Source organism: Aquitalea sp. ASV11 (genome assembly GCF_016429185.1).
In the GTDB taxonomy this organism is placed as follows: Bacteria; Pseudomonadota; Gammaproteobacteria; order Burkholderiales; family Chromobacteriaceae; genus Aquitalea; species Aquitalea pelogenes.
In genome coordinates, this window is record NZ_JAELUD010000079.1 from 1 (window position 1) to 17,049 (window position 17,049).

17 protein-coding genes are annotated in these 17,049 nt (G+C 59.5%); 10 read left to right on the forward strand and 7 right to left on the reverse strand.

The genetic code is table 11. From position 1 onward, the window contains the following. A partial coding sequence (locus JHD62_RS18470) for an integrase core domain-containing protein (protein WP_199104131.1) occupies positions 1 to 500 on the forward strand: 500 nt, incomplete at its 5' end. A gap of 683 nt (positions 501 to 1,183) precedes the next feature. Here JHD62_RS18470 and ubiA read toward each other — a convergent pair. Beyond that, complete coding sequence (gene ubiA, locus JHD62_RS18475) at positions 1,184 to 2,056, reverse strand: 4-hydroxybenzoate octaprenyltransferase (RefSeq protein ID WP_199104132.1); 873 nt, start codon at positions 2,054 to 2,056, stop codon at positions 1,184 to 1,186. Continuing rightward, complete coding sequence (locus JHD62_RS18480) at positions 2,053 to 2,574, reverse strand: chorismate lyase (RefSeq protein WP_233161089.1); 522 nt, start codon at positions 2,572 to 2,574, stop codon at positions 2,053 to 2,055. The genes ubiA and JHD62_RS18480 overlap by 4 nt, the downstream gene beginning before the upstream one ends. Positions 2,575 to 2,746: 172 nt before the next feature. On the opposite strand from JHD62_RS18480, the gene JHD62_RS18485 reads away from it, so the two are divergent. The 3 genes from JHD62_RS18485 (at position 2,747) to JHD62_RS18495 (ending at position 4,438) form a co-directional block, all read left to right on the forward strand. After that, positions 2,747 to 3,103, forward strand: coding sequence for a CidA/LrgA family protein (locus JHD62_RS18485; protein ID WP_045847635.1), 357 nt, complete (start codon positions 2,747 to 2,749; stop codon positions 3,101 to 3,103). Then, the gene (locus JHD62_RS18490; protein ID WP_199104134.1) at positions 3,100 to 3,813 is read left to right on the forward strand and encodes an LrgB family protein; all 714 of its coding nucleotides are present in this window, start codon (positions 3,100 to 3,102) and stop codon (positions 3,811 to 3,813) included. The genes JHD62_RS18485 and JHD62_RS18490 overlap by 4 nt, the downstream gene beginning before the upstream one ends. Before the next feature lie 160 nt (positions 3,814 to 3,973). Continuing rightward, entirely contained in the window at positions 3,974 to 4,438 is a 465-nt protein-coding gene (locus JHD62_RS18495) for a histidine phosphatase family protein (protein WP_045847621.1), read from the forward strand. Positions 4,439 to 4,632: 194 nt separating this feature from the next. Here JHD62_RS18495 and metE read toward each other — a convergent pair whose 3' ends face one another. After that, entirely contained in the window at positions 4,633 to 6,915 is a 2,283-nt protein-coding gene (metE, locus tag JHD62_RS18500; protein WP_199104135.1) for a 5-methyltetrahydropteroyltriglutamate--homocysteine S-methyltransferase, read from the reverse strand. A gap of 110 nt (positions 6,916 to 7,025) precedes the next feature. Here metE and JHD62_RS18505 point away from each other — a divergent pair, with 110 nt between their 5' ends. Continuing rightward, the gene (locus JHD62_RS18505; protein ID WP_199104136.1) at positions 7,026 to 7,943 is read left to right on the forward strand and encodes a LysR family transcriptional regulator; all 918 of its coding nucleotides are present in this window, start codon (positions 7,026 to 7,028) and stop codon (positions 7,941 to 7,943) included. Positions 7,944 to 7,954: 11 nt separating this feature from the next. On the opposite strand, the gene ntrC is transcribed toward JHD62_RS18505, so the two are convergent. The 3 genes from ntrC to JHD62_RS18520 form a co-directional block, all read right to left on the reverse strand. Next, positions 7,955 to 9,412 carry a nitrogen regulation protein NR(I) gene (ntrC, locus tag JHD62_RS18510; protein ID WP_199104137.1) on the reverse strand — a complete coding sequence of 486 codons (1,458 nt, stop codon included), beginning with the start codon at positions 9,410 to 9,412 and terminating at the stop codon, positions 7,955 to 7,957. 26 nt (positions 9,413 to 9,438) lie between these two features. After that, positions 9,439 to 10,494, reverse strand: coding sequence for a nitrogen regulation protein NR(II) (gene glnL / locus JHD62_RS18515; protein WP_045847617.1), 1,056 nt, complete (start codon positions 10,492 to 10,494; stop codon positions 9,439 to 9,441). 100 nt (positions 10,495 to 10,594) lie between these two features. Beyond that, positions 10,595 to 11,074 (reverse strand): DUF4124 domain-containing protein, encoded by a 480-nt coding sequence (locus JHD62_RS18520; RefSeq protein ID WP_199104138.1) that lies wholly within the window; start codon positions 11,072 to 11,074, stop codon positions 10,595 to 10,597. Positions 11,075 to 11,341: 267 nt separating this feature from the next. On the opposite strand from JHD62_RS18520, the gene JHD62_RS18525 reads away from it, so the two are divergent. Next, the gene (locus JHD62_RS18525) at positions 11,342 to 11,764 is read left to right on the forward strand and encodes a BLUF domain-containing protein (protein WP_199104139.1); all 423 of its coding nucleotides are present in this window, start codon (positions 11,342 to 11,344) and stop codon (positions 11,762 to 11,764) included. Between the two features lie 112 nt (positions 11,765 to 11,876). Here JHD62_RS18525 and glnA read toward each other — a convergent pair whose 3' ends face one another. Then, complete coding sequence (glnA, locus tag JHD62_RS18530; RefSeq protein ID WP_045847615.1) at positions 11,877 to 13,295, reverse strand: type I glutamate--ammonia ligase; 1,419 nt, start codon at positions 13,293 to 13,295, stop codon at positions 11,877 to 11,879. Positions 13,296 to 13,574: 279 nt separating this feature from the next. Between glnA and JHD62_RS18535 the strand changes: the two genes are divergently transcribed. The 4 genes from JHD62_RS18535 to mgtE form a co-directional block, all read left to right on the forward strand. Continuing rightward, positions 13,575 to 14,027: a rhodanese-like domain-containing protein gene (locus tag JHD62_RS18535; RefSeq protein ID WP_199104140.1), complete on the forward strand. Its 453-nt coding sequence runs from the start codon at positions 13,575 to 13,577 to the stop codon at positions 14,025 to 14,027. A 127-nt stretch (positions 14,028 to 14,154) separates the two neighbouring features. Next, a complete protein-coding gene (aroE, locus tag JHD62_RS18540; protein ID WP_045847613.1) occupies positions 14,155 to 14,976 on the forward strand; it encodes a shikimate dehydrogenase in 822 nt (273 codons plus the stop codon). Between the two features lie 4 nt (positions 14,977 to 14,980). Beyond that, entirely contained in the window at positions 14,981 to 15,664 is a 684-nt protein-coding gene (gene mtgA, locus JHD62_RS18545; RefSeq protein ID WP_199104141.1) for a monofunctional biosynthetic peptidoglycan transglycosylase, read from the forward strand. A 272-nt stretch (positions 15,665 to 15,936) separates the two neighbouring features. Then, the coding region (mgtE, locus tag JHD62_RS18550) for a magnesium transporter (protein WP_370541089.1) at positions 15,937 to 17,049 on the forward strand (1,113 nt) is incomplete at its 3' end.

The following is a 17,049-nucleotide window of genomic DNA, read 5'->3' on the forward strand; positions in this document are numbered from 1 at the left end:
CGGGGCAACTGACGACTTTGGAGTTGTGGTTGATTCGGCTTGGCATCAGGACCAGCCATAGTCGGCCCTATCATCCGCAAACCAATGGCAAGGATGAACGGTTTCACCGTACGTTGAAGGCGGAGGTCCTGAATGGGCGCGCATTTGATTCTTTGGCTCACACACAATGCGCTTTCGATACTTGGCGAGCGATTTACAACCATGAGCGGCCACATGAAGCATTGAAGATGGAAACGCCGATCAGTCGGTATCACCCCAGTGTAATTGCCTTTCCGGAAGTCTTGCCGGAGGTGAGTTATGACCTGAGTGAAGAGGTTGGACTAGTGGGCTGGAATGGTGAACTGAAATTCCGCGGCAGGCGTTTCAAGGTATCCAATGCCTTGCACCGTCAGCCTGTGGCGATCAGGCCACGAGAAGGATGTGACGGAATATTTGATGTGTATTATGCCTTCCGGCATTGCCTGGAAATTGACATGAGGGAAGTGAAACAGCAAAGCTGAATGTGTCCACCATGTGTTCGCACACCCGTCTACCATGTTTCCGGTCTATACAGCTTCGCCAAAAGAAAGTACCCAAAGAAAAGGCGACCCGCAGCGCGTCGAATTCCCGCCCCAGCCGCATCGCTCAGGGCGCGGCCGGAACTCGCGGCGCGCTAGCGTCGCACCGCTGCGGACAGCCGACCGCTTAAGACCCTGAGCGGCACGTCTGTGTCGGCTCGCACTGACGGGACCCGTTACTCTCGACCACCGTTTTAATCAGAAAAAGGCTGCGTGCTTGAGGGCGATATCCTCCACATGGACTCAGCCCGATTCCATTAATTACCACCGCACCGACGCCACCCTTGGCCCCGTCAAGCATGCCGACGGGTGGCCGGGGCGAGGTGTTAAGCGCCTGCAATGTCTGAGCGATTTGACCTTAGCAAATCGCGAGTTCCAGCCGTGCCGCAGCAGTGTCAGGCCCCGGAGGGCAGTCGCAGGCCATGCTTGCCGGGGTGGCCTTGGAGGTGAAAGAGGGCTTGGCCAGGCAAGCCCTCTTTCCCGTCCGCCGCGCGGAAGCGGCACTTAAATCATCATCCGCATCAGCGGATTCCCAACGTCTTCTTAGCAACTACGGATGCGGCAATGCAAACCATCATCCACGTCAGCGGATGCCCGGCCTGCCGCAACACCACCCAGCTACCCCATCACTTCAACAGATAACTCAGCACAATCCCCGCCATCAGCACCGCGCCAACCCGGTTGTTGTCCAGAAAAGCCTTGAAGCACAGTCCGCGGTCGCGGGTGCGGATTTCCAGATACTGCTTGGCAATCAAGCCCAGGCTGATGGCCAGCGCGGCAAAGAAGGGCCAGCCCAGGCTCAGGTGCAGGCCGATGCCGGTCATCATGATGATGAACACGGCGTGGCACAGCATGATGCCGGTGACGTCGTGATCACCAAAGGTAATGGCCGAAGTCTTGATGCCGATTTTCAGGTCATCCGGCTTGTCGGCCATGGCATAGGCGGTGTCGTAAGCCACGGTCCAGAAGGCATTGGCCAGCAGCAGCAGCCAGGCCAGTGCGGGAACGTGATTGTTGAGCGCGGCAAAGGCCATGGGAATGCCAAAAGAGAAGGCAATGCCCAGATAGGCCTGTGGCATGGGGAAGAAACGCTTGGTAAAGGGGTAGCTGGCGGCCACGAAAACCGCTGGCACGCTCATCAGCCAGGTCAGCTGGTTAAGCGGCAAGATCAGCAGGAAGGAGAGAATGGCCAGCACCAGGGCCAGCAGCAGGGCTTCGCGCTCGGTCACTGCACCACGGGCAAACGGGCGCTGGCTGGTGCGCTCTACATGCATGTCGTAGTGGCGGTCGGCATAGTCGTTGATGACGCAGCCCGCCGAGCGCATCAGGAAAGTGCCGAGCACGAAAATCAGCACCACCAGCGGGTCCGGCTTGCCGTTGCCGGCGATCCACAGCCCCCACAGGGTAGGCCACAGCAACAGCAGGGTGCCGATGGGCTTGTCCATGCGCATCAGCTGTTTGTAAACGGTGTAGCGGTCTTTCAGGGCGTGCAGTGTCATCGGGCAAAGTCTTTCAGGGCGGGCAGGAACACCTCGCACACCACCATGGGGGCGTCATCCAGCACAAAACGGCAGCGACGTGCGCTGAGGCTGTCGGCCTGGGCTGCGCTGGCCTGATACAGCGGGTGGCTGCTGTCCAGTTGCCGGTAGTGCAAGGCGGCGCGTTGCAGTTGTGGCAGGCCGCCAAACAGGGTGAAGCCCAGCGAGCGGCTGCCCCGGTCCAGAATCGGCTGCCATACCGGGCAGCCCAGCCGGGCAATGCTGCGGGCATAGACGACCGGTACCTCGTCCAGCGTCAGTAGTACATGACGCGCATATAGCGGTTGGTCCGGGGCGATGCCCAGCAGGGCGGGTTCATCGGCATGGGCCGGGGTGCTGCCCTGGCTGAGCGGTTGCACCGCAAAGCGGTGGCCGGTGGCCAGCAGCCGTTCGGTGAGCGAGCCGGGCTCGGTGACAAAACCGAGCAGGGCCGGGGGGAGGGCGGGCGGCTGCGGCAGCCAGTGTGAATCCTCGATCATGGCGCGCATTATGCCAAAGCCGGACGATGCTTGTCCTGTTTGTCGCCTGTAATACGACAATACGCTTGCCTGTTTATTTCACCGCCGCGCTGCGACAGGTATGATGAAAGCCCCTGTTCTTGCCCTTTGCCGGACTTGTGTCAGCCATGTTGCCGCAAGCGGAATGACGATCATGATAGAAACCCTGTTGTGGCTGGTAGGCTACCAGCTGGCTGGAGAACTGATCAGCCGCACTTTTTCCTTGCCCTTGCCTGGCCCGGTGCTGGGCATGCTGTTGTTGTTTGCCACGCTGGCCCTGCGCAAATCCGTACCGGAAAGCATGAAGCTGAATGTGCCGCGCTTTCTGTCGCATCTGTCTCTATTGTTCATTCCGGCCGGGGCTGCGGTGCTGGCTTACCGTGATTTGCTGGCCGGATTTGGCTGGCAGCTGATTGTGGTGCTGGTGCTGTCCACCACGCTGACCCTGCTGTTGCCCGGCCTGTTGCTCAAGCTGCTGCTGGCGCGCCATCGACATCAGGAGGGCGCATGAATACCGATGCTGCCCTCAGCGTGATCCACACCTCTCCCCTGACCGGGGTGTTCGTCACCTTGCTGGCCTACAAGCTGGCGGTGTTGTTCAACCGTCGCTGCAAGGGGCATCCCTTGTCCAATCCGGTGTTGATTGGTGTGCTGCTGCTGTTGACCTGGTTGCTGGCCACTGGCACCAGCTATCGCGATTACATGAAGGGCGGGGTGATGGTGCAGATGCTGCTGGGCCCGGCCACGGTGGCACTGGCGGTGCCGCTGTATGGCAATCTGTCGCGGTTGAAGCGTGCCGCCGGCCCCCTTGCCATCACCATCGGGTTTGGTGGGCTGGTAGGGATTGTCAGTGCGGTGGGGGTGGGCTGGCTGCTGCAATTGCCGCAGCAGGTGTTGCTGTCGCTCACCACCCGTGCCGTTACCACGCCCATTGCCATGAGCGTGTCGCAGGGCATTGGCGGCATTCCGGAGTTGTCCGCCATGTTCGTGATTTTGTCCGGCATATTCGGTGCGGTCATTGTCAAACCCTTGTTCAATCTGCTGGGCTTGCGCGACGACATGGTGCTGGGGACGGCAACCGGGATTTCCGCTCACGGCATCGGCACGGCCAGGGTGTTTCAATTGTCGGAAACGGCGGGTGCCTTTGCTGGCCTCGCCATGGGGCTGAATGGTGTGGTGACGGCCATTCTGGTGCCCTTGCTGGCACCTTTGCTGCACTAGGCCGGGCTGGCTAGGTGTTTGTCCGACATGCAGCTGACACAAGGCTGGTGTAGGCTGCCGGTCTGCTGTCATGCTCTGGGATACAGGCATGTCGTGCGGCACTACAAGGCGGGTTTACCTTGCCGTGATGCCGCACCAACAACAATAACGGAGGTGAATGATGGATCTGATTCTATGGCGCCACGCCGAGGCAGAAGAGGGCTCGGATGATCTGGCGCGCGCACTGACGCGCCGTGGTCAGCAACAGGCCAGCCAGATGGCCGCTTGGCTGCGCGACCGTCTGCCGCGCGATTTTATCTTGCTGGCATCGGAAGCCAAACGCTCGCAGCAAACCGCAGCGCTGCTGAGCAAGCGTTACACCGTGTTGCCGGAACTGAACCCGGATGCCTCGATCGAGGCGGTGATGCAGGCCGTTAACTGGCCTGAGGCAGGCAAGACCATCGTGCTGGTGGGGCATCAGCCTTATATCGGGCGCCTGTCTGCCCAGCTGCTGGGCGAGCAGCCCTTGCTGTGGAGTGTGAAGAAAGGGGCGGTGTGGTGGTTGAGCCACCGAGTACGCCACGATCTGGAGCAAGTGCGGCTGAAGGTGATGATGACACCGAGCATGCTGACGCCCAATGAATGAAGCAGCGATTTGCCAGCAGACCCGCCATGTGGCGGGTTTTTTCATCGGCAGTCGATAAGGGGTTGCAGATAAAAAGAGGGCTCCCGAAGGAGCCCTTGATCAGCGGGTACCAAGCGGGCCGGGGGTGGGCCCTGAGAGAGAGTCTTGGTAAGTAAATACTAGAAATAGTTTTTACAAATTGCAATAGATGACGGTCAGTCTGCCGTTGCTGCCAGCTGTTGGCGCAGGTTTTTTGCCACAGCCACCATGCGTTGCAGCGCGGCTTCCACTTCCGGCCAGCTGCGGGTTTTCAAGCCGCAATCCGGGTTCACCCACAAGCGCCTGGCCGGTATCACCTGCAAGGCCTGTTCCAGCAATGCCGTCATTTCGTCGGCGCGAGGTGTGCGCGGGCTGTGGATGTCGTAAACACCGGGGCCGATCTGGTTGGGATAATGGAAACGGGCAAAGTCCTGCAACAGCGCCATGTCCGAACGCGAGGTTTCAATGGTGATCACGTCGGCATCCAGGGCGGCAATCTGCGGCAGGATGTCGCCAAAGGCCGAATAGCACATGTGGGTGTGAATCTGCGTGCTGTCATCCAGCCGCCAGCTGCATAGCCGGAAGGCTTCGCCCGCCCAGCGCAGGTAGTCTGCCTGATCGGCCTTTTTCAGCGGCAGGCCTTCCCGGATGGCTGGTTCGTCAATCTGGATGATGCGGATGCCGGCATTTTCCAGCTCCAGTACTTCATCGTTCAAGGCCAGGGCAATTTGCTTGCACACCGTACTGCGCGGCAGGTCGTCCCGGACAAAGCTCCATTGCAGCAAGGTGACCGGCCCGGTAAGCATGCCTTTGACCGGGCGCTGTGTCAGGCTTTGCGCGTAGACGGCCCAGCTGACGGTCATGGCCTGCGGCCGTGCCACATCGCCCACGATGATGGGCGGCTTGACGCAGCGGCTGCCATAGCTCTGCACCCAACCCAGCCGGGTAAACACAAAGCCGTCCAGTTGTTCGCCAAAGTATTCCACCATGTCGTTACGCTCGGCCTCGCCATGCACCAGCACGTCCAGGCCCAACGCTTCCTGACGGCGGATGGCCAGCGCGATGTCCTGCTGCATGGCCTGTTGATACTCGCTTGCAGACAGTTCACCGCGCTTGAAGGCGGCACGTGCGCTGCGGATGCTGGCGGTTTGCGGAAAGGAACCGATGGTGGTGGTGGGCAGCAGGGGCAGCTGCAGCCAGTCCTGTTGCTGTGCCTCCCGGCTGGCGAAGGGGCTGCGGCGTTGGTCGGCACCGGGGGGCAGGGTGGCCAGCTTGTCCTGTACTGCCGGGCGATGAATCAGCGGGCTGTTGCGACGCAGGGTTTGTACATGGTCGCTGGCTTGCAGCTCGTGCACGATGCTGTTGCGGCCTTGTTCCAGAGCACGCTGCAGCAGCTTCAGCTCATTCAGCTTTTGTACGGCAAAAGCCAGCCAGCTGCGGATGTCGGCATCCATGGTGGTTTCTGCGGCGGCATCTACCGGGCAGTGCAGTAGCGAGCAGCTGGGGGCCAGCCACAGCCGATCGCCCAGTTGGCCAGCCAGAGGCTCCAGCAGTGCCAGCTGGGCCGACAGATTGCTGCGCCAGATATTGCGTCCATCCACGATGCCGGCGGAAAGAATCTTGTCTGTCGGCCAATGGGCGGCGAAGGCTGCCAGCTGCTCTGGTGCACGCACCAGGTCCAGATGCAGGCCGGCGACCGGCAGTGTGCTGAGCAGGGCGGTGTGCTCTGCCACGCTGCCAAAATAAGTGGCCAGCAGGAGGTTCAGCGGTGTGCTGCCCAATTGCTGATAGGCAGTGGCGATGGCTTGCAGCCAGTCGGCGGGCAAGTCCAGTGCCAGGATGGGTTCGTCCAGTTGTACCCAGCTCACGCCGGCTGCGGACAGCTGTTGCAGGATCTGTTCATAGCAGGCCAGCAGTGCTGGCAGCAGTTGCAGCCGGTCAAACTCGCCGCCCTTGCACTTGCCCAGCCACAGCAGGCTGACCGGGCCGATCAGAACCGGCTTGGTACGGATGCCCAGTGCCCGTGCTTCGGCCAACTGGCTTAGCAAGACAGCCGGGTTGGCGGCAAAGCGGGTGTCGGCATGCCATTCCGGCACCAGGTAGTGGTAGTTGGTATCGAACCATTTGGTCATTTCCAGCGCAGGCTGTTGCTGGTTGCCACGTGCCAGCTGGAAATACTGTTCAGGACTGATGGTGGCCGCATCAAAGCCGAAGCGCTGCGGGATGGCACCCACCAGAATCTGCGCATCCAGCACGTGGTCGTACAAGGAGAAGTCGCCCAGCGGTGACAGGGTGATGCCGGCACCCTTTTGCAGCAGCCAGTGACGCTGGCGCAGTTCGCGTGCACCTTGCTGTAGTGCTTGCTCGTCTATCTGGCCCTGCCAGTAGTTTTCCAGCAGGAATTTCAGTTCACGTTTGGCGCCGATACGGGGAAAACCGGCCAGGTGCAGGGTGGTCATGCGGAGCTCCTTGTTGTCAGTGGCTCCAGCATGGTGGTTTTTGTTGTATGATTCAAACGCATAATTTTGTCGATTTGAATTAATTATTTTCATGATTGGACGGTCCGACTGTGCTGGAACTGCGTCATTTGCGTACCCTGATTGCCTTGCAGGAAACCGGCAGCGTGTCGCTGGCGGCAGAGCGGGTGTTTCTCACCCAGTCCGCCTTGTCGCATCAGCTAAAGCAGCTGGAGGCCTACTATCAGCAGCCCCTGTTCGAGCGTAAAAGCCAGCCGCTGCGCTTTACCCTGGCGGGGGAGCGACTGCTGACGCTGGCGCATGAACTGCTGGGCCGTGTGGCTGCGGCGGAGCGGGATGTGGCGCGCATTCGCGAAGGAGATGCTGGTGAATTACGGGTGGCAGTGGAATGTCACACCTGTTTTGACTGGCTGATGCCGGCCATGGACAGCTACCGCCAGCACTGGCCAGCGGTGGAGCTGGACATCGTGTCCGGTTTTCATGCCGACCCGGTCAGCCTGCTGCTGACCCAAAGGGCGGATCTGGCCATCGTGTCGGAAATGGAGCCGCAAGCCGGTGTGGTGCACCACCCTTTGTTTGCCTACGAGATGGTGGGTATTGTGGCGCGGGATCATCCGCTGGCAGAAAAGAAAATCTGGCAGGCGGCGGATTTCGCCGGTGAAACGCTGATCCAGTACCCGGTGCCGGACGACATGCTGGATTTGTGGCGCAAGGTATTGTTGCCCGCCGGGGTGAACCCGCCACGGCGCAGCAGCGAGCTGACGGTGGCCATCATCCAGCTGGTGGCCAGCCGTCGTGGTGTGGCGGCCTTGCCGTACTGGGCGGTGCGGCCTTATCTGGAAAAGGGCTATGTGGTGGCGCGTACCATTGGTGATGGCGGCCTGCGTAGCGAGTTGTATGCTGCGGTGCGCAGCGAGGATGCGCCGCTTGCCTTCATGCAGGATTTTCTGGCCACGGTGCGGGAGCGCAGCTTTGCCACGCTCCCCGGCCTCACCGTATTGGCAGGCTGATCAGTCAGCGCCTAGACATGGTCGGCATGTTCGTCATGCCCTTCCATACCCAGTTCCTGAATCTTGCGGGTCAGGGTGTTACGGCCCCAGCCCAGCAGATGGGCGGCTTCCACCTTGCGGCCACCAGTGTGGGCCAGCCCGGTACGGATGCAGCTTTCTTCAAAGCGTCGGGTCAGGTCGTCGATGATGCCGACTTCACCGGCGCGCAGCCGACGGGCCACTTCTTCCGCCAGCCCCAGCGTCCAGTCCACCACGTGCACGGCGCTGCTGACTACCGGGCTGCCATCGCTTTCCGTCGCCGGTGCAATGGCTTCCGGTTCACGCAGTTCGGAGGGCAAGTCGCCCACTTCCACCTGCTGGCCCGGTGCCATCACGGTAATCCACTGACACAGGTTTTCCAGTTCGCGCACATTACCGGTAAAGCTGTGGAACTTGATGACTTCCATGGCGGCTTCGGTCAGGCGCTTGGGCTCCACGCCCAGACTGCTGGCGCTCTTGGCCAGGAAGTGGCGGGTCAGCAGCGGGATGTCCTCGCGCCGTTCGCGCAAGGGTGGCAGACGCAGGCGGATCACATTCAGGCGGTGGAACAGGTCCTCCCGGAACAGGCCGCGTTTGACCCGGTCTTCCAGGTTCTGGTGCGTGGCGGCTATTACCCGCACATTGGCCTTGATTGGTACATGGCCGCCCACGCGGTAAAAGTGTCCGTCCGACAGCACGCGCAGCAAGCGGGTTTGCAGCTCGGTGGGCATGTCGCCGATTTCATCCAGAAACAGCGTGCCACCTTCCGCCTCTTCAAAGCGGCCGCGACGGGTGGCCAGTGCGCCGGTAAATGCGCCTTTTTCATGGCCGAACAGTTCCGACTCCAGCAAATCCTTGGGAATGGCCGCGGTATTCAAGGCAATGAAAGGCTTGCTGGAACGCACTGAATGGCGGTGCAGGGCTTCGGCCACCCGCTCCTTGCCGGTACCGGACTCGCCGGTAATCAGCACGGTGACATGGGATTGCGACAAGCGGCCAATGGCGCGGAATACGTCCTGCATGGCAGGGGCCTGGCCTAGCAGCACCGGCATGGCTTCCACGCCGCCGGTGGCTTCGATCTGGCTATTGCTCTCGGCCAGTGCGCGCTCGATCAGTTGCACGGCCTGGTCGACATCAAAGGGCTTGGGCAGGTATTCGAACGCACCACCCTGGAATGCGGCCACTGCCGAGTCCAGGTCGGAGTGTGCGGTCATGATGATGACCGGCAGCTGCGGATGATCGGCCTTTACCCGGGAGAGAAAGTTCAAACCATCGGTGCCGGGCATGCGGATGTCGGAAATGATGACGCGCGGTGTATTGTCGTACAGGGCATTCAGCGCATCGTCGGCGCTGGAAAAGCTGTCAAAGCCGATGCCACTGCGGCCGAGTGCCTTTTCCAGGACCCAGCGGATGGCCTTGTCGTCATCAATGATCCACACCGGGTTATTCATAGCAGCCCTCGTTTCTGTAATTGGTTTCAGTCCGTGTTGCTGAAGGGCAGCATCACGGTAAAGCAGGTCTGGCCCGGGCGGGATTCAAATTCGATGCTGCCGCCGTGTTGGTGTACATAAGCCTGGGCCAGTGTCAGCCCCAGGCCGGTGCCTTCGGCGCGTCCGGTGACCAGGGGATAAAAAATGTGATCCCTGATTTCTTCCGGAATACCGGGACCGTTGTCGACAATCTGCAATTTTAATGCCAGCACGTGACGCTTCCGTGCCAAGGTGACCTGCCGTGCCACTCTGGTGCGCAAAATCACCTCGCCCTTGGCCTTCATGGCCTGCACCGCGTTCTTGACGATATTGAGCACCACCTGGATCAGCTGCTCCTTGTCCGCCACCATGTGAGGCAGGCTGGTGTCGTAGTCGCGGCGGATGACGAGGCCCTGTGGATACTCGGCCAGCGCAATGCTGCGTACCCGTTCCAGTACTTCGTGGATATTGATTTCGCTGCGCACATGGCGGCGATGCGGTGCCAGCAGGCGGTCTACCAGCGATTGCAGGCGCAGGGCTTCTTCCTGGATGACTTCGGTGTATTCCTTCAGCTCCGGCCGGTCTGACAGTTCGTGTTCCAGCAACTGGGCCGCACCGCGGATTCCCCCCAAGGGGTTCTTGATTTCATGCGCCAGGTTACGAATCAGCTCGCGATTAGCCTGTTGTTGCAGCAAAAGCCGCTCTTCGTTGGCAATTTTCAGTTGCTGATCCAGTGGCCGCAGCTCGACCAGCGCCAGCCGCCCTTCCGCGTCAATCGGGGTGACCGACAGGGCAATATGTAGCGGCTGCTCGCCATGTGGCGTGCGCAGTTCGAGGTCGTGCTCGATATAACTGGAGTTGTGTTGTAAGGCGGTGGCCAATGCCTGGCGCAGGGCGGGGCTGTCTTGCAGCAACTCGAACAGCGAGTGGCGCAGCAACTCTCGCCGGCCTATGGCCAGCAGGTTTTCACAGGCGGGATTGGCAAATTCGAGTTTGCCATCGGCATGCGTGATCAGGACCGGGGTGTCGAGTAAATCCAGGCCGGCAAAGCTGGGCGAGTTCATGGTGCTCCGAATCGGATGAGGCTGTGCATCTGGCTATTAGCAATAAGCACGCCAAGCCGGAGCACCGCAGATGCACGAAATCGGCCTTAATGATGCACCATTATTGTGCAGATGATGAAGATTGCCCCAGTTCGCGGCGTAATGCGTCCACATTCTTCTGGCGCTCGGTGACGGCGTCCTTCAGTTTTTGTACCCGGTCCAGGTATTTCTGGTAGTTGCGGGTTTCATCACCGTTGCGGGTGGCCGCGCCGTCGGTGTAAGCCTTTTGTGCATCAGCCAGGGCTTTTTGCTCATTGGCCAGTTCGTTTTCCAGAATCTTGCGGCGGCCTTCGTCGCGCTTGGTCTGGGTACCGTTGTCCACACTGGGGTAGCCATCCGGTGTGGAAGCAGATTTGCCGCTGGCGGCCGCCTTGCCCTTGCCGCTGCCGCCATAGGTGGACAGCGGTGCCAGGTGCATGGGCTTGGCGCCCTTGATCGGCACATTGGTGAAGGTGACATTGCCATTGGCGTCGATGTATTTGTACACCTCGGCATGGGCCAGGCCACAAGTCAGCAGCAGGCAGAAAGCAAGGGTTTTCATGGTGTCGGGCATCTGCGGTGAAAACGGGAGGATGTGACGCTATGATAAGCAAAAGGTGGTCTCGCGTCACATCTGCATGACAACAAGGCGGCGGCCAGCATGCCATACATCTGCGGAATGTGTCATCATGCGCCCGGGCATCACCTTGTGCCAATGGCATGGCGTGTGCCTGTATTTGATGTCCGGTCTCCATGTAGAAGGTAATGAGGAAATGTTTGCAGTCATCCGTTCAGCCCATCGTCCTGGCACTTTACAGAAAGCCGGCCCATGCTGATCCAGTTGCTTTATTCCAGCAAGGCCACCACAGCCCTGTCTCCTGCCGATTTGACGGCAATCCTGGACAAGTCGGTGGCCAATAATCAGGCCCGGCAGATCACTGGCCTGTTGCTGTACCGCGATGGTTGTTTCCTGCAGTTGCTGGAGGGGGAGGAGGCTGTGGTTGAGGCTGCGTTCAGCAAAATCAGCCAGGATCCGCGCCATCATCAGGTGGAGTCCCTGTTTTGCAGCGAATGCAAACAGCGTGAGTTTGGCCAGTGGTATATGGGTTTCCATGTGCCGCAGCCCGAAGCACTGGCGCGCTTCCCCCAGTTTGCCCCGGTGTTCGATCCGGCATTTGAGGTCAGCCAACTGGTTGTTGCGCCACAGGATGGCCTGGCCATGCTCAAGGCTTTTGCCGAGTTGCCGGGCTGAGTGTATCCGGTGGTAGCGCGGCGGTAGCAGGCAGGCATGAAAAAACCCGCACAAGCAGTGCTTGCGCGGGTTTTCTGTATCCGGCAAGGCACCCGGAGGTGCCATCGCCCGATTACAGGGAGTAGTACATTGCAAATTCTACCGGGTGGGTAGTCATGCGGGTCAGGTTCACTTCCTGCATCTTCAGTTCGATGTAGGCGTCGATCCATTCGTTGGAGAACACACCGCCACGGGTCAGGAAGTCGCGGTCTGCGTCCAGGGCAGCCAGGGCTTCGTCCAGGCTTGCGCACACGGTCGGGATCAGCTTGTCTTCTTCCGGCGGCAGGTCGTACAGGTTCTTGTCAGCAGCATCGCCCGGGTGGATCTTGTTCTGGATACCATCCAGACCGGCCATCAGCAGCGCGGAGAAGCACAGGTACGGGTTAGCCAGCGGATCCGGGAAGCGCGCTTCGATACGGCGAGCCTTCGGGTTTGCCACGTGCGGGATACGGATGGAAGCGGAACGGTTCTTGGCGGAGTAAGCCAGTTTTACCGGAGCTTCGTAGTGCGGAACCAGACGCTTGTAGGAGTTGGTACCCGGGTTGGTGATGGCATTCAGTGCCTTGGCGTGCTTGATGATACCGCCGATGTAGTACAGGGCGGTGTCGGACAGGCCGGCGTAGCCGTCGCCAGCAAACAGGTTCTTGCCGTCTTTCCAGATGGACTGGTGAACGTGCATGCCGGAACCGTTGTCACCAACGATGGGCTTGGGCATGAAGGTAGCGGTCTTGCCGTAGCTGTGTGCCACGTTCTGAACCACGTATTTCAGGATCTGGGTCCAGTCGGCACGCTGGGTCAGGGTGCTGAACTTGGTACCGATTTCCATCTGGCCGGCAGTGGCCACTTCGTGGTGGTGCACTTCAACCGGTACGCCCAGCTCTTCCAGCAGCAGAACCATGGCGGAGCGCAGGTCTTGTGCGGAGTCAACCGGCGGTACCGGGAAGTAGCCACCCTTCACGCCCGGACGGTGACCGGTGTTGCCACCTTCGAATTCTTCAGCGGAGGCCCAGGCAGCTTCTTCGGACTTGATCTTCACGAAGCAACCGGACATGTCGGTGCCCCAGGTGATGCTGTCGAATACGAAGAATTCCGGTTCCGGACCGAAGTAGGCGGTGTCGCCCAGGCCGGATGCCTTCAGGTAAGCTTCAGCGCGCTTGGCGATGGAGCGCGGGTCGCGGTCGTAGCCCTTTCCGTCGGCCGGGTCAATCACGTCACAAGACATGAATACGGTCGGTTCGTCAAAGAAGGGGTCAATCTTGGCGGTAGCCGGGTCAGCCATCAGCAGCATGTCGGAGGCTTGAATGCCTTTCCAGCCGGCAATGGAGGAGCCATCAAAAGCGTGGCCGCGCTCGAACCACTCGTCAGCATCTTCCAGCAGCACGTGTGCCGGAATGGTAACGTGTTGTTCTTTACCACGGGTATCAGTAAAACGCAGGTCTACGAACTTGACGTCGTTTTCTTGAATCAGCTTGACTACGTCTGCAACCGCCATGAATGTTCTCCTAAAGGCAACGTGCATCGAAAGCAATATTGCTTGATAAAGATGGTACGCTTCGCTTGAAGCATGAAGCGTGCCAGGCTAAGAACGCTAATTCAATCATTGTGTCACAGGGTGTTCGGTCCTGCCAGCCGTAAGTTGTGCACCAAAATGATGCTTTTTTGCGTGCAGATGATCGATATTGGTGCATTAGCTGATGCTGACAGCATCGAAGCACTCGCAGGCCCTGCGCACCATAGTGTGGCACGGCCCCGTTACAAAGAAAGGTAGCCCATGGAACAAACCGTCAAAATCCTGCAAACCGCCGCGGAACGTGCCGCCAGTCAGCAATTGTCCTATCAGGGCGCGCTGACACCGACAGAAGCCTATTACCTCATTCAGCAAGTGGAAGGCGCCGTACTGGTGGATGTCCGCAGTGCGGCGGAATGGCAATTTGTCGGCGTGGTTCCCGGTGCATTGCGTATCGAGCTGCGCAGTTTTCCCGGCATGCAGCCCAATCCGCAGTTTCTTGCGCAATTGCAGGGCGCGGTGGACAAGCAGGCCTTGCTGCTGTTGATGTGCCGCAGCGGCGTGCGCTCGCATGAAGCGGCCGTACAGGCAGCCGCCGCCGGATATGCCCGTGTATACAACGTGATGGAGGGCTTTGAGGGCGACAAGGATGCCCATGAGCATCGCGGCGTAGTGAATGGCTGGAAAGCCCATGGCTTGCCGTGGGTGCAAGGCTGAAGCAGGCCTGATTTGTTGGGACAGGGGTATTGACCGGTTGATGTTTATGACGTTACACGGCAAAGTGCTACCTCAGCAGATGAACCGCACAATGCGGTAGCACCACAGGAATCCAAGAAAGCTGATCATGACCAACCGTTACGCCGTCATCGGTAACCCCGTTTCCCATAGCCAGTCGCCGTTCATTCACAGTGAGTTTGCTCGCGCCACCGGCGAAGCCGTGCAATATGAAAAGCTGTTTGCCGAACTGGACAAGTTCAACGAAGTGGTTGGCCAGTTTGTGAAAGAAGGTGGCCTGGGCCTGAATGTCACCCTGCCGTTCAAGGGCGATGCCTTCCGCATGGCGCAGGAAGTGACCGAGCGTGCCCGCGCTGCCGAGGCTGTCAATACCCTGACTTTCCGCGATGGCAAAGTGTATGGCGACAACACTGACGGCGTCGGCCTGGTACGCGATATCGTGGAAAACCTCGATTTCCCGATGGAAGGCAAGAGCATCCTTATTCTGGGTGCCGGTGGTGCTGTACGCGGCGTGCTGGAACCGATTCTGGAACAGAAGCCGGCCAAGGTGACCATTGCCAACCGTACCCTGATCAAGGCGGAATCCATCGCCCATCATTTCGCGCCCTGGGGTGAGGTGGTTGCCAGTGGCTACGAGGCACTGGAAGGCAAAACCTTCGACATCATCATCAACGGTACTTCCACCAGCCTGCACAATGAAATTCCGCCGCTGCCGGCCAACATCTTCACCGCCCGCACCCTGGCTTACGACATGGTCTACAGCAAGGGTCTGACGCCTTTCCTGAAACGTGCCCAAAGCGAAAATGCCGGCATGCTGGCCGATGGCCTGGGCATGCTGGTGGAACAGGCGGCCGAGTCCTTCCATATCTGGCGTGGTGTCAAACCGGACACGCGCAAGGTCACCAATATGTTGCGAGAAGTGCTGGCCTGATTTGATGCGGCTCACTTTCAAGATCATGGCGGTCCTGGTGGCCGCCATTGTGTTGTACAACCTGTGGATTTTCGGCCATATCGTCTACTGGCGCAGTCATAACCCGGCAGCCAGTGCCTTCATGAACGAGCAGTTGGCCAAATTGCAGGAAGACGACCCCGAGGCTGAGCTGCGGCAGAAATGGGTGCCATACGCCCAGATTTCTCCCAACCTGAAACGGGCGCTGATTGCGGCGGAAGATGCCAAGTTTGCCGATCACGAAGGTTTTGACTGGGATGGCATCGAGGCTGCTTTCGAGAAGAACCTGAAGCAGGGGCGCATCGTGGCGGGTGGTTCCACCATCAGCCAGCAATTGGCGAAAAACCTGTTTCTGTCCAGCAAGAAAACACCATGGCGCAAGCTGGAAGAAGCAGCCATTACCGTGATGCTGGAAAAGGTGCTGGATAAACGCCGTATCTTCGAGATCTACCTCAATGTCATCGAGTGGGGGAATGGTGTGTTCGGTGCAGAAGCGGCCGCCCGCTACTACTTCCATACCAGTGCTGCCCGGCTGTCTGCCGGACAGGCTGCCAAGCTGGCGGCTATGGTGCCCAATCCGCGTTATTACGATGAACATCGCAATGCCACCGGCCTGATGAAGAAAACCCGCATCATCCAGCGGCGCATGGCCTTTGCCGACCTGCCTTGAGATCCCCCCTTTGCTGGAAGGCAAAGGGGGCTTCATGTTACAATTCTGCTTCTGTTTATACGTTCTGCCGTACCGAAAAGGTGCGGTATTGCACATGGACTTACCCAGTTATCCCATAGCCCCTGGCTTCCCCGTTTTTCCTTGTTGATTCCCGCCATTACGACCGTGTAGCCCCGTCTCCGTCGCCATGGCGGAAGGAGTTGTGCTTGTCGGTTATTGAAAAAAAACAAACTGCTGAACGATTGAGCGAAAGCCTGGCCGAGGTGCAAAGGCTGATCGCGCTGCATGTCGAAGAGGATGGCATTGTCCCTGCCAGCTCACCGGCACTGGACGAGCTGCAACAAAGGCTGCAAAACCTGCATCCGGCCGATATCGCCTACATTCTGGAAGCCTTGCCTCTGGATGAACGTCTGCTGGTTTGGGACCGCGTCAAGGCACAGCAGGATGGTGAGATCCTGCTGGAGGTTTCCGATGCCGTCCGGGAAACCCTGATCGAATCCATGGCCCCGGCCGAGCTGCTGGCCGCTGCTCGCCAGCTGGATACCGACGAGCTGGCTGACCTTGCCGGCGACCTGCCACGGCAGGTGGTTTATGAAGTCATGGGCGAACTGGACGAGGCCGAGCGCCAGCAATTGCAATCGGCCCTGTCATATCCGGAAGGCAGTATCGGCGCGCTGATGGATTTTGAACTGGTGAAAATCCGGGCCGATGTCAGCTGCGAGGTGGTCTTGCGCTACCTGCGCCGTTTTGACGAGTTGCCACACCAGACCGACAAGATTTTCGTACTGGATGCCAACGAGGCACTCTGTGGCGTGTTGCCCTTGCGCAGCCTGCTGGTGGCAGACCCGGAAGCCATGGTGGCCGATGTGATGGCTACCGAAGTGGTGTCCTTTCACCCGGAGGACGAAGCGCGCGATGCCGCGCTGGCCTTCGAGCGTTACGACCTGGTGTCCGCTCCGGTAGTGGATGAGCGCGGAGCCTTGATCGGACGGCTGACCGTGGATGAAATGGTGGACGTGCTGCGGGAAGAGTCAGACAGTGAGGTGCTGAACCTGGCTGGTCTGAAAGAAGAAGAAGACTTGTTTGCTCCGGTTATTGATTCAGTGAAAAACCGCTGGTCCTGGCTGGCCATCAATCTGTGCACTGCCTTTGTCGCCTCGCGGGTGATTGGTGCATTCGAACACTCCATCAACCAGCTGGTGGCGCTGGCCGCCCTGATGCCCATTGTGGCTGGTATTGGCGGTAACTCCGGTAATCAGACCATCACCATGATCGTACGCGCCCTGGCCATGGGGCAGATGCAGGTGAATCAGGCCTGGCGCTTGTGGCGCAAGGAACTGGGCGTCAGCATCTTCAATGGCCTGATCTGGGGCGGCGCAATTGGC

What these genes read in the sequence shown, in the direction of transcription:
- ubiA (WP_199104132.1), bottom strand. Translation starts at nt 2,056, where the DNA reads ATGACACTGCACGCCCTGAAAGACCGCTACACCGTTTACAAACAGCTG.
- JHD62_RS18480 (WP_233161089.1), bottom strand. Translation starts at nt 2,574, where the DNA reads ATGATCGAGGATTCACACTGGCTGCCGCAGCCGCCCGCCCTCCCCCCG.
- JHD62_RS18485 (WP_045847635.1), top strand. Translation starts at nt 2,747, where the DNA reads ATGATAGAAACCCTGTTGTGGCTGGTAGGCTACCAGCTGGCTGGAGAA.
- JHD62_RS18490 (WP_199104134.1), top strand. Translation starts at nt 3,100, where the DNA reads ATGAATACCGATGCTGCCCTCAGCGTGATCCACACCTCTCCCCTGACC.
- JHD62_RS18495 (WP_045847621.1), top strand. Translation starts at nt 3,974, where the DNA reads ATGGATCTGATTCTATGGCGCCACGCCGAGGCAGAAGAGGGCTCGGAT.
- metE (WP_199104135.1), bottom strand. Translation starts at nt 6,915, where the DNA reads ATGACCACCCTGCACCTGGCCGGTTTTCCCCGTATCGGCGCCAAACGT.
- ntrC (WP_199104137.1), bottom strand. Translation starts at nt 9,412, where the DNA reads ATGAATAACCCGGTGTGGATCATTGATGACGACAAGGCCATCCGCTGG.
- glnL (WP_045847617.1), bottom strand. Translation starts at nt 10,494, where the DNA reads ATGAACTCGCCCAGCTTTGCCGGCCTGGATTTACTCGACACCCCGGTC.
- JHD62_RS18520 (WP_199104138.1), bottom strand. Translation starts at nt 11,074, where the DNA reads ATGAAAACCCTTGCTTTCTGCCTGCTGCTGACTTGTGGCCTGGCCCAT.
- JHD62_RS18525 (WP_199104139.1), top strand. Translation starts at nt 11,342, where the DNA reads ATGCTGATCCAGTTGCTTTATTCCAGCAAGGCCACCACAGCCCTGTCT.
- glnA (WP_045847615.1), bottom strand. Translation starts at nt 13,295, where the DNA reads ATGGCGGTTGCAGACGTAGTCAAGCTGATTCAAGAAAACGACGTCAAG.
- JHD62_RS18535 (WP_199104140.1), top strand. Translation starts at nt 13,575, where the DNA reads ATGGAACAAACCGTCAAAATCCTGCAAACCGCCGCGGAACGTGCCGCC.
- aroE (WP_045847613.1), top strand. Translation starts at nt 14,155, where the DNA reads ATGACCAACCGTTACGCCGTCATCGGTAACCCCGTTTCCCATAGCCAG.
- mtgA (WP_199104141.1), top strand. Translation starts at nt 14,981, where the DNA reads ATGCGGCTCACTTTCAAGATCATGGCGGTCCTGGTGGCCGCCATTGTG.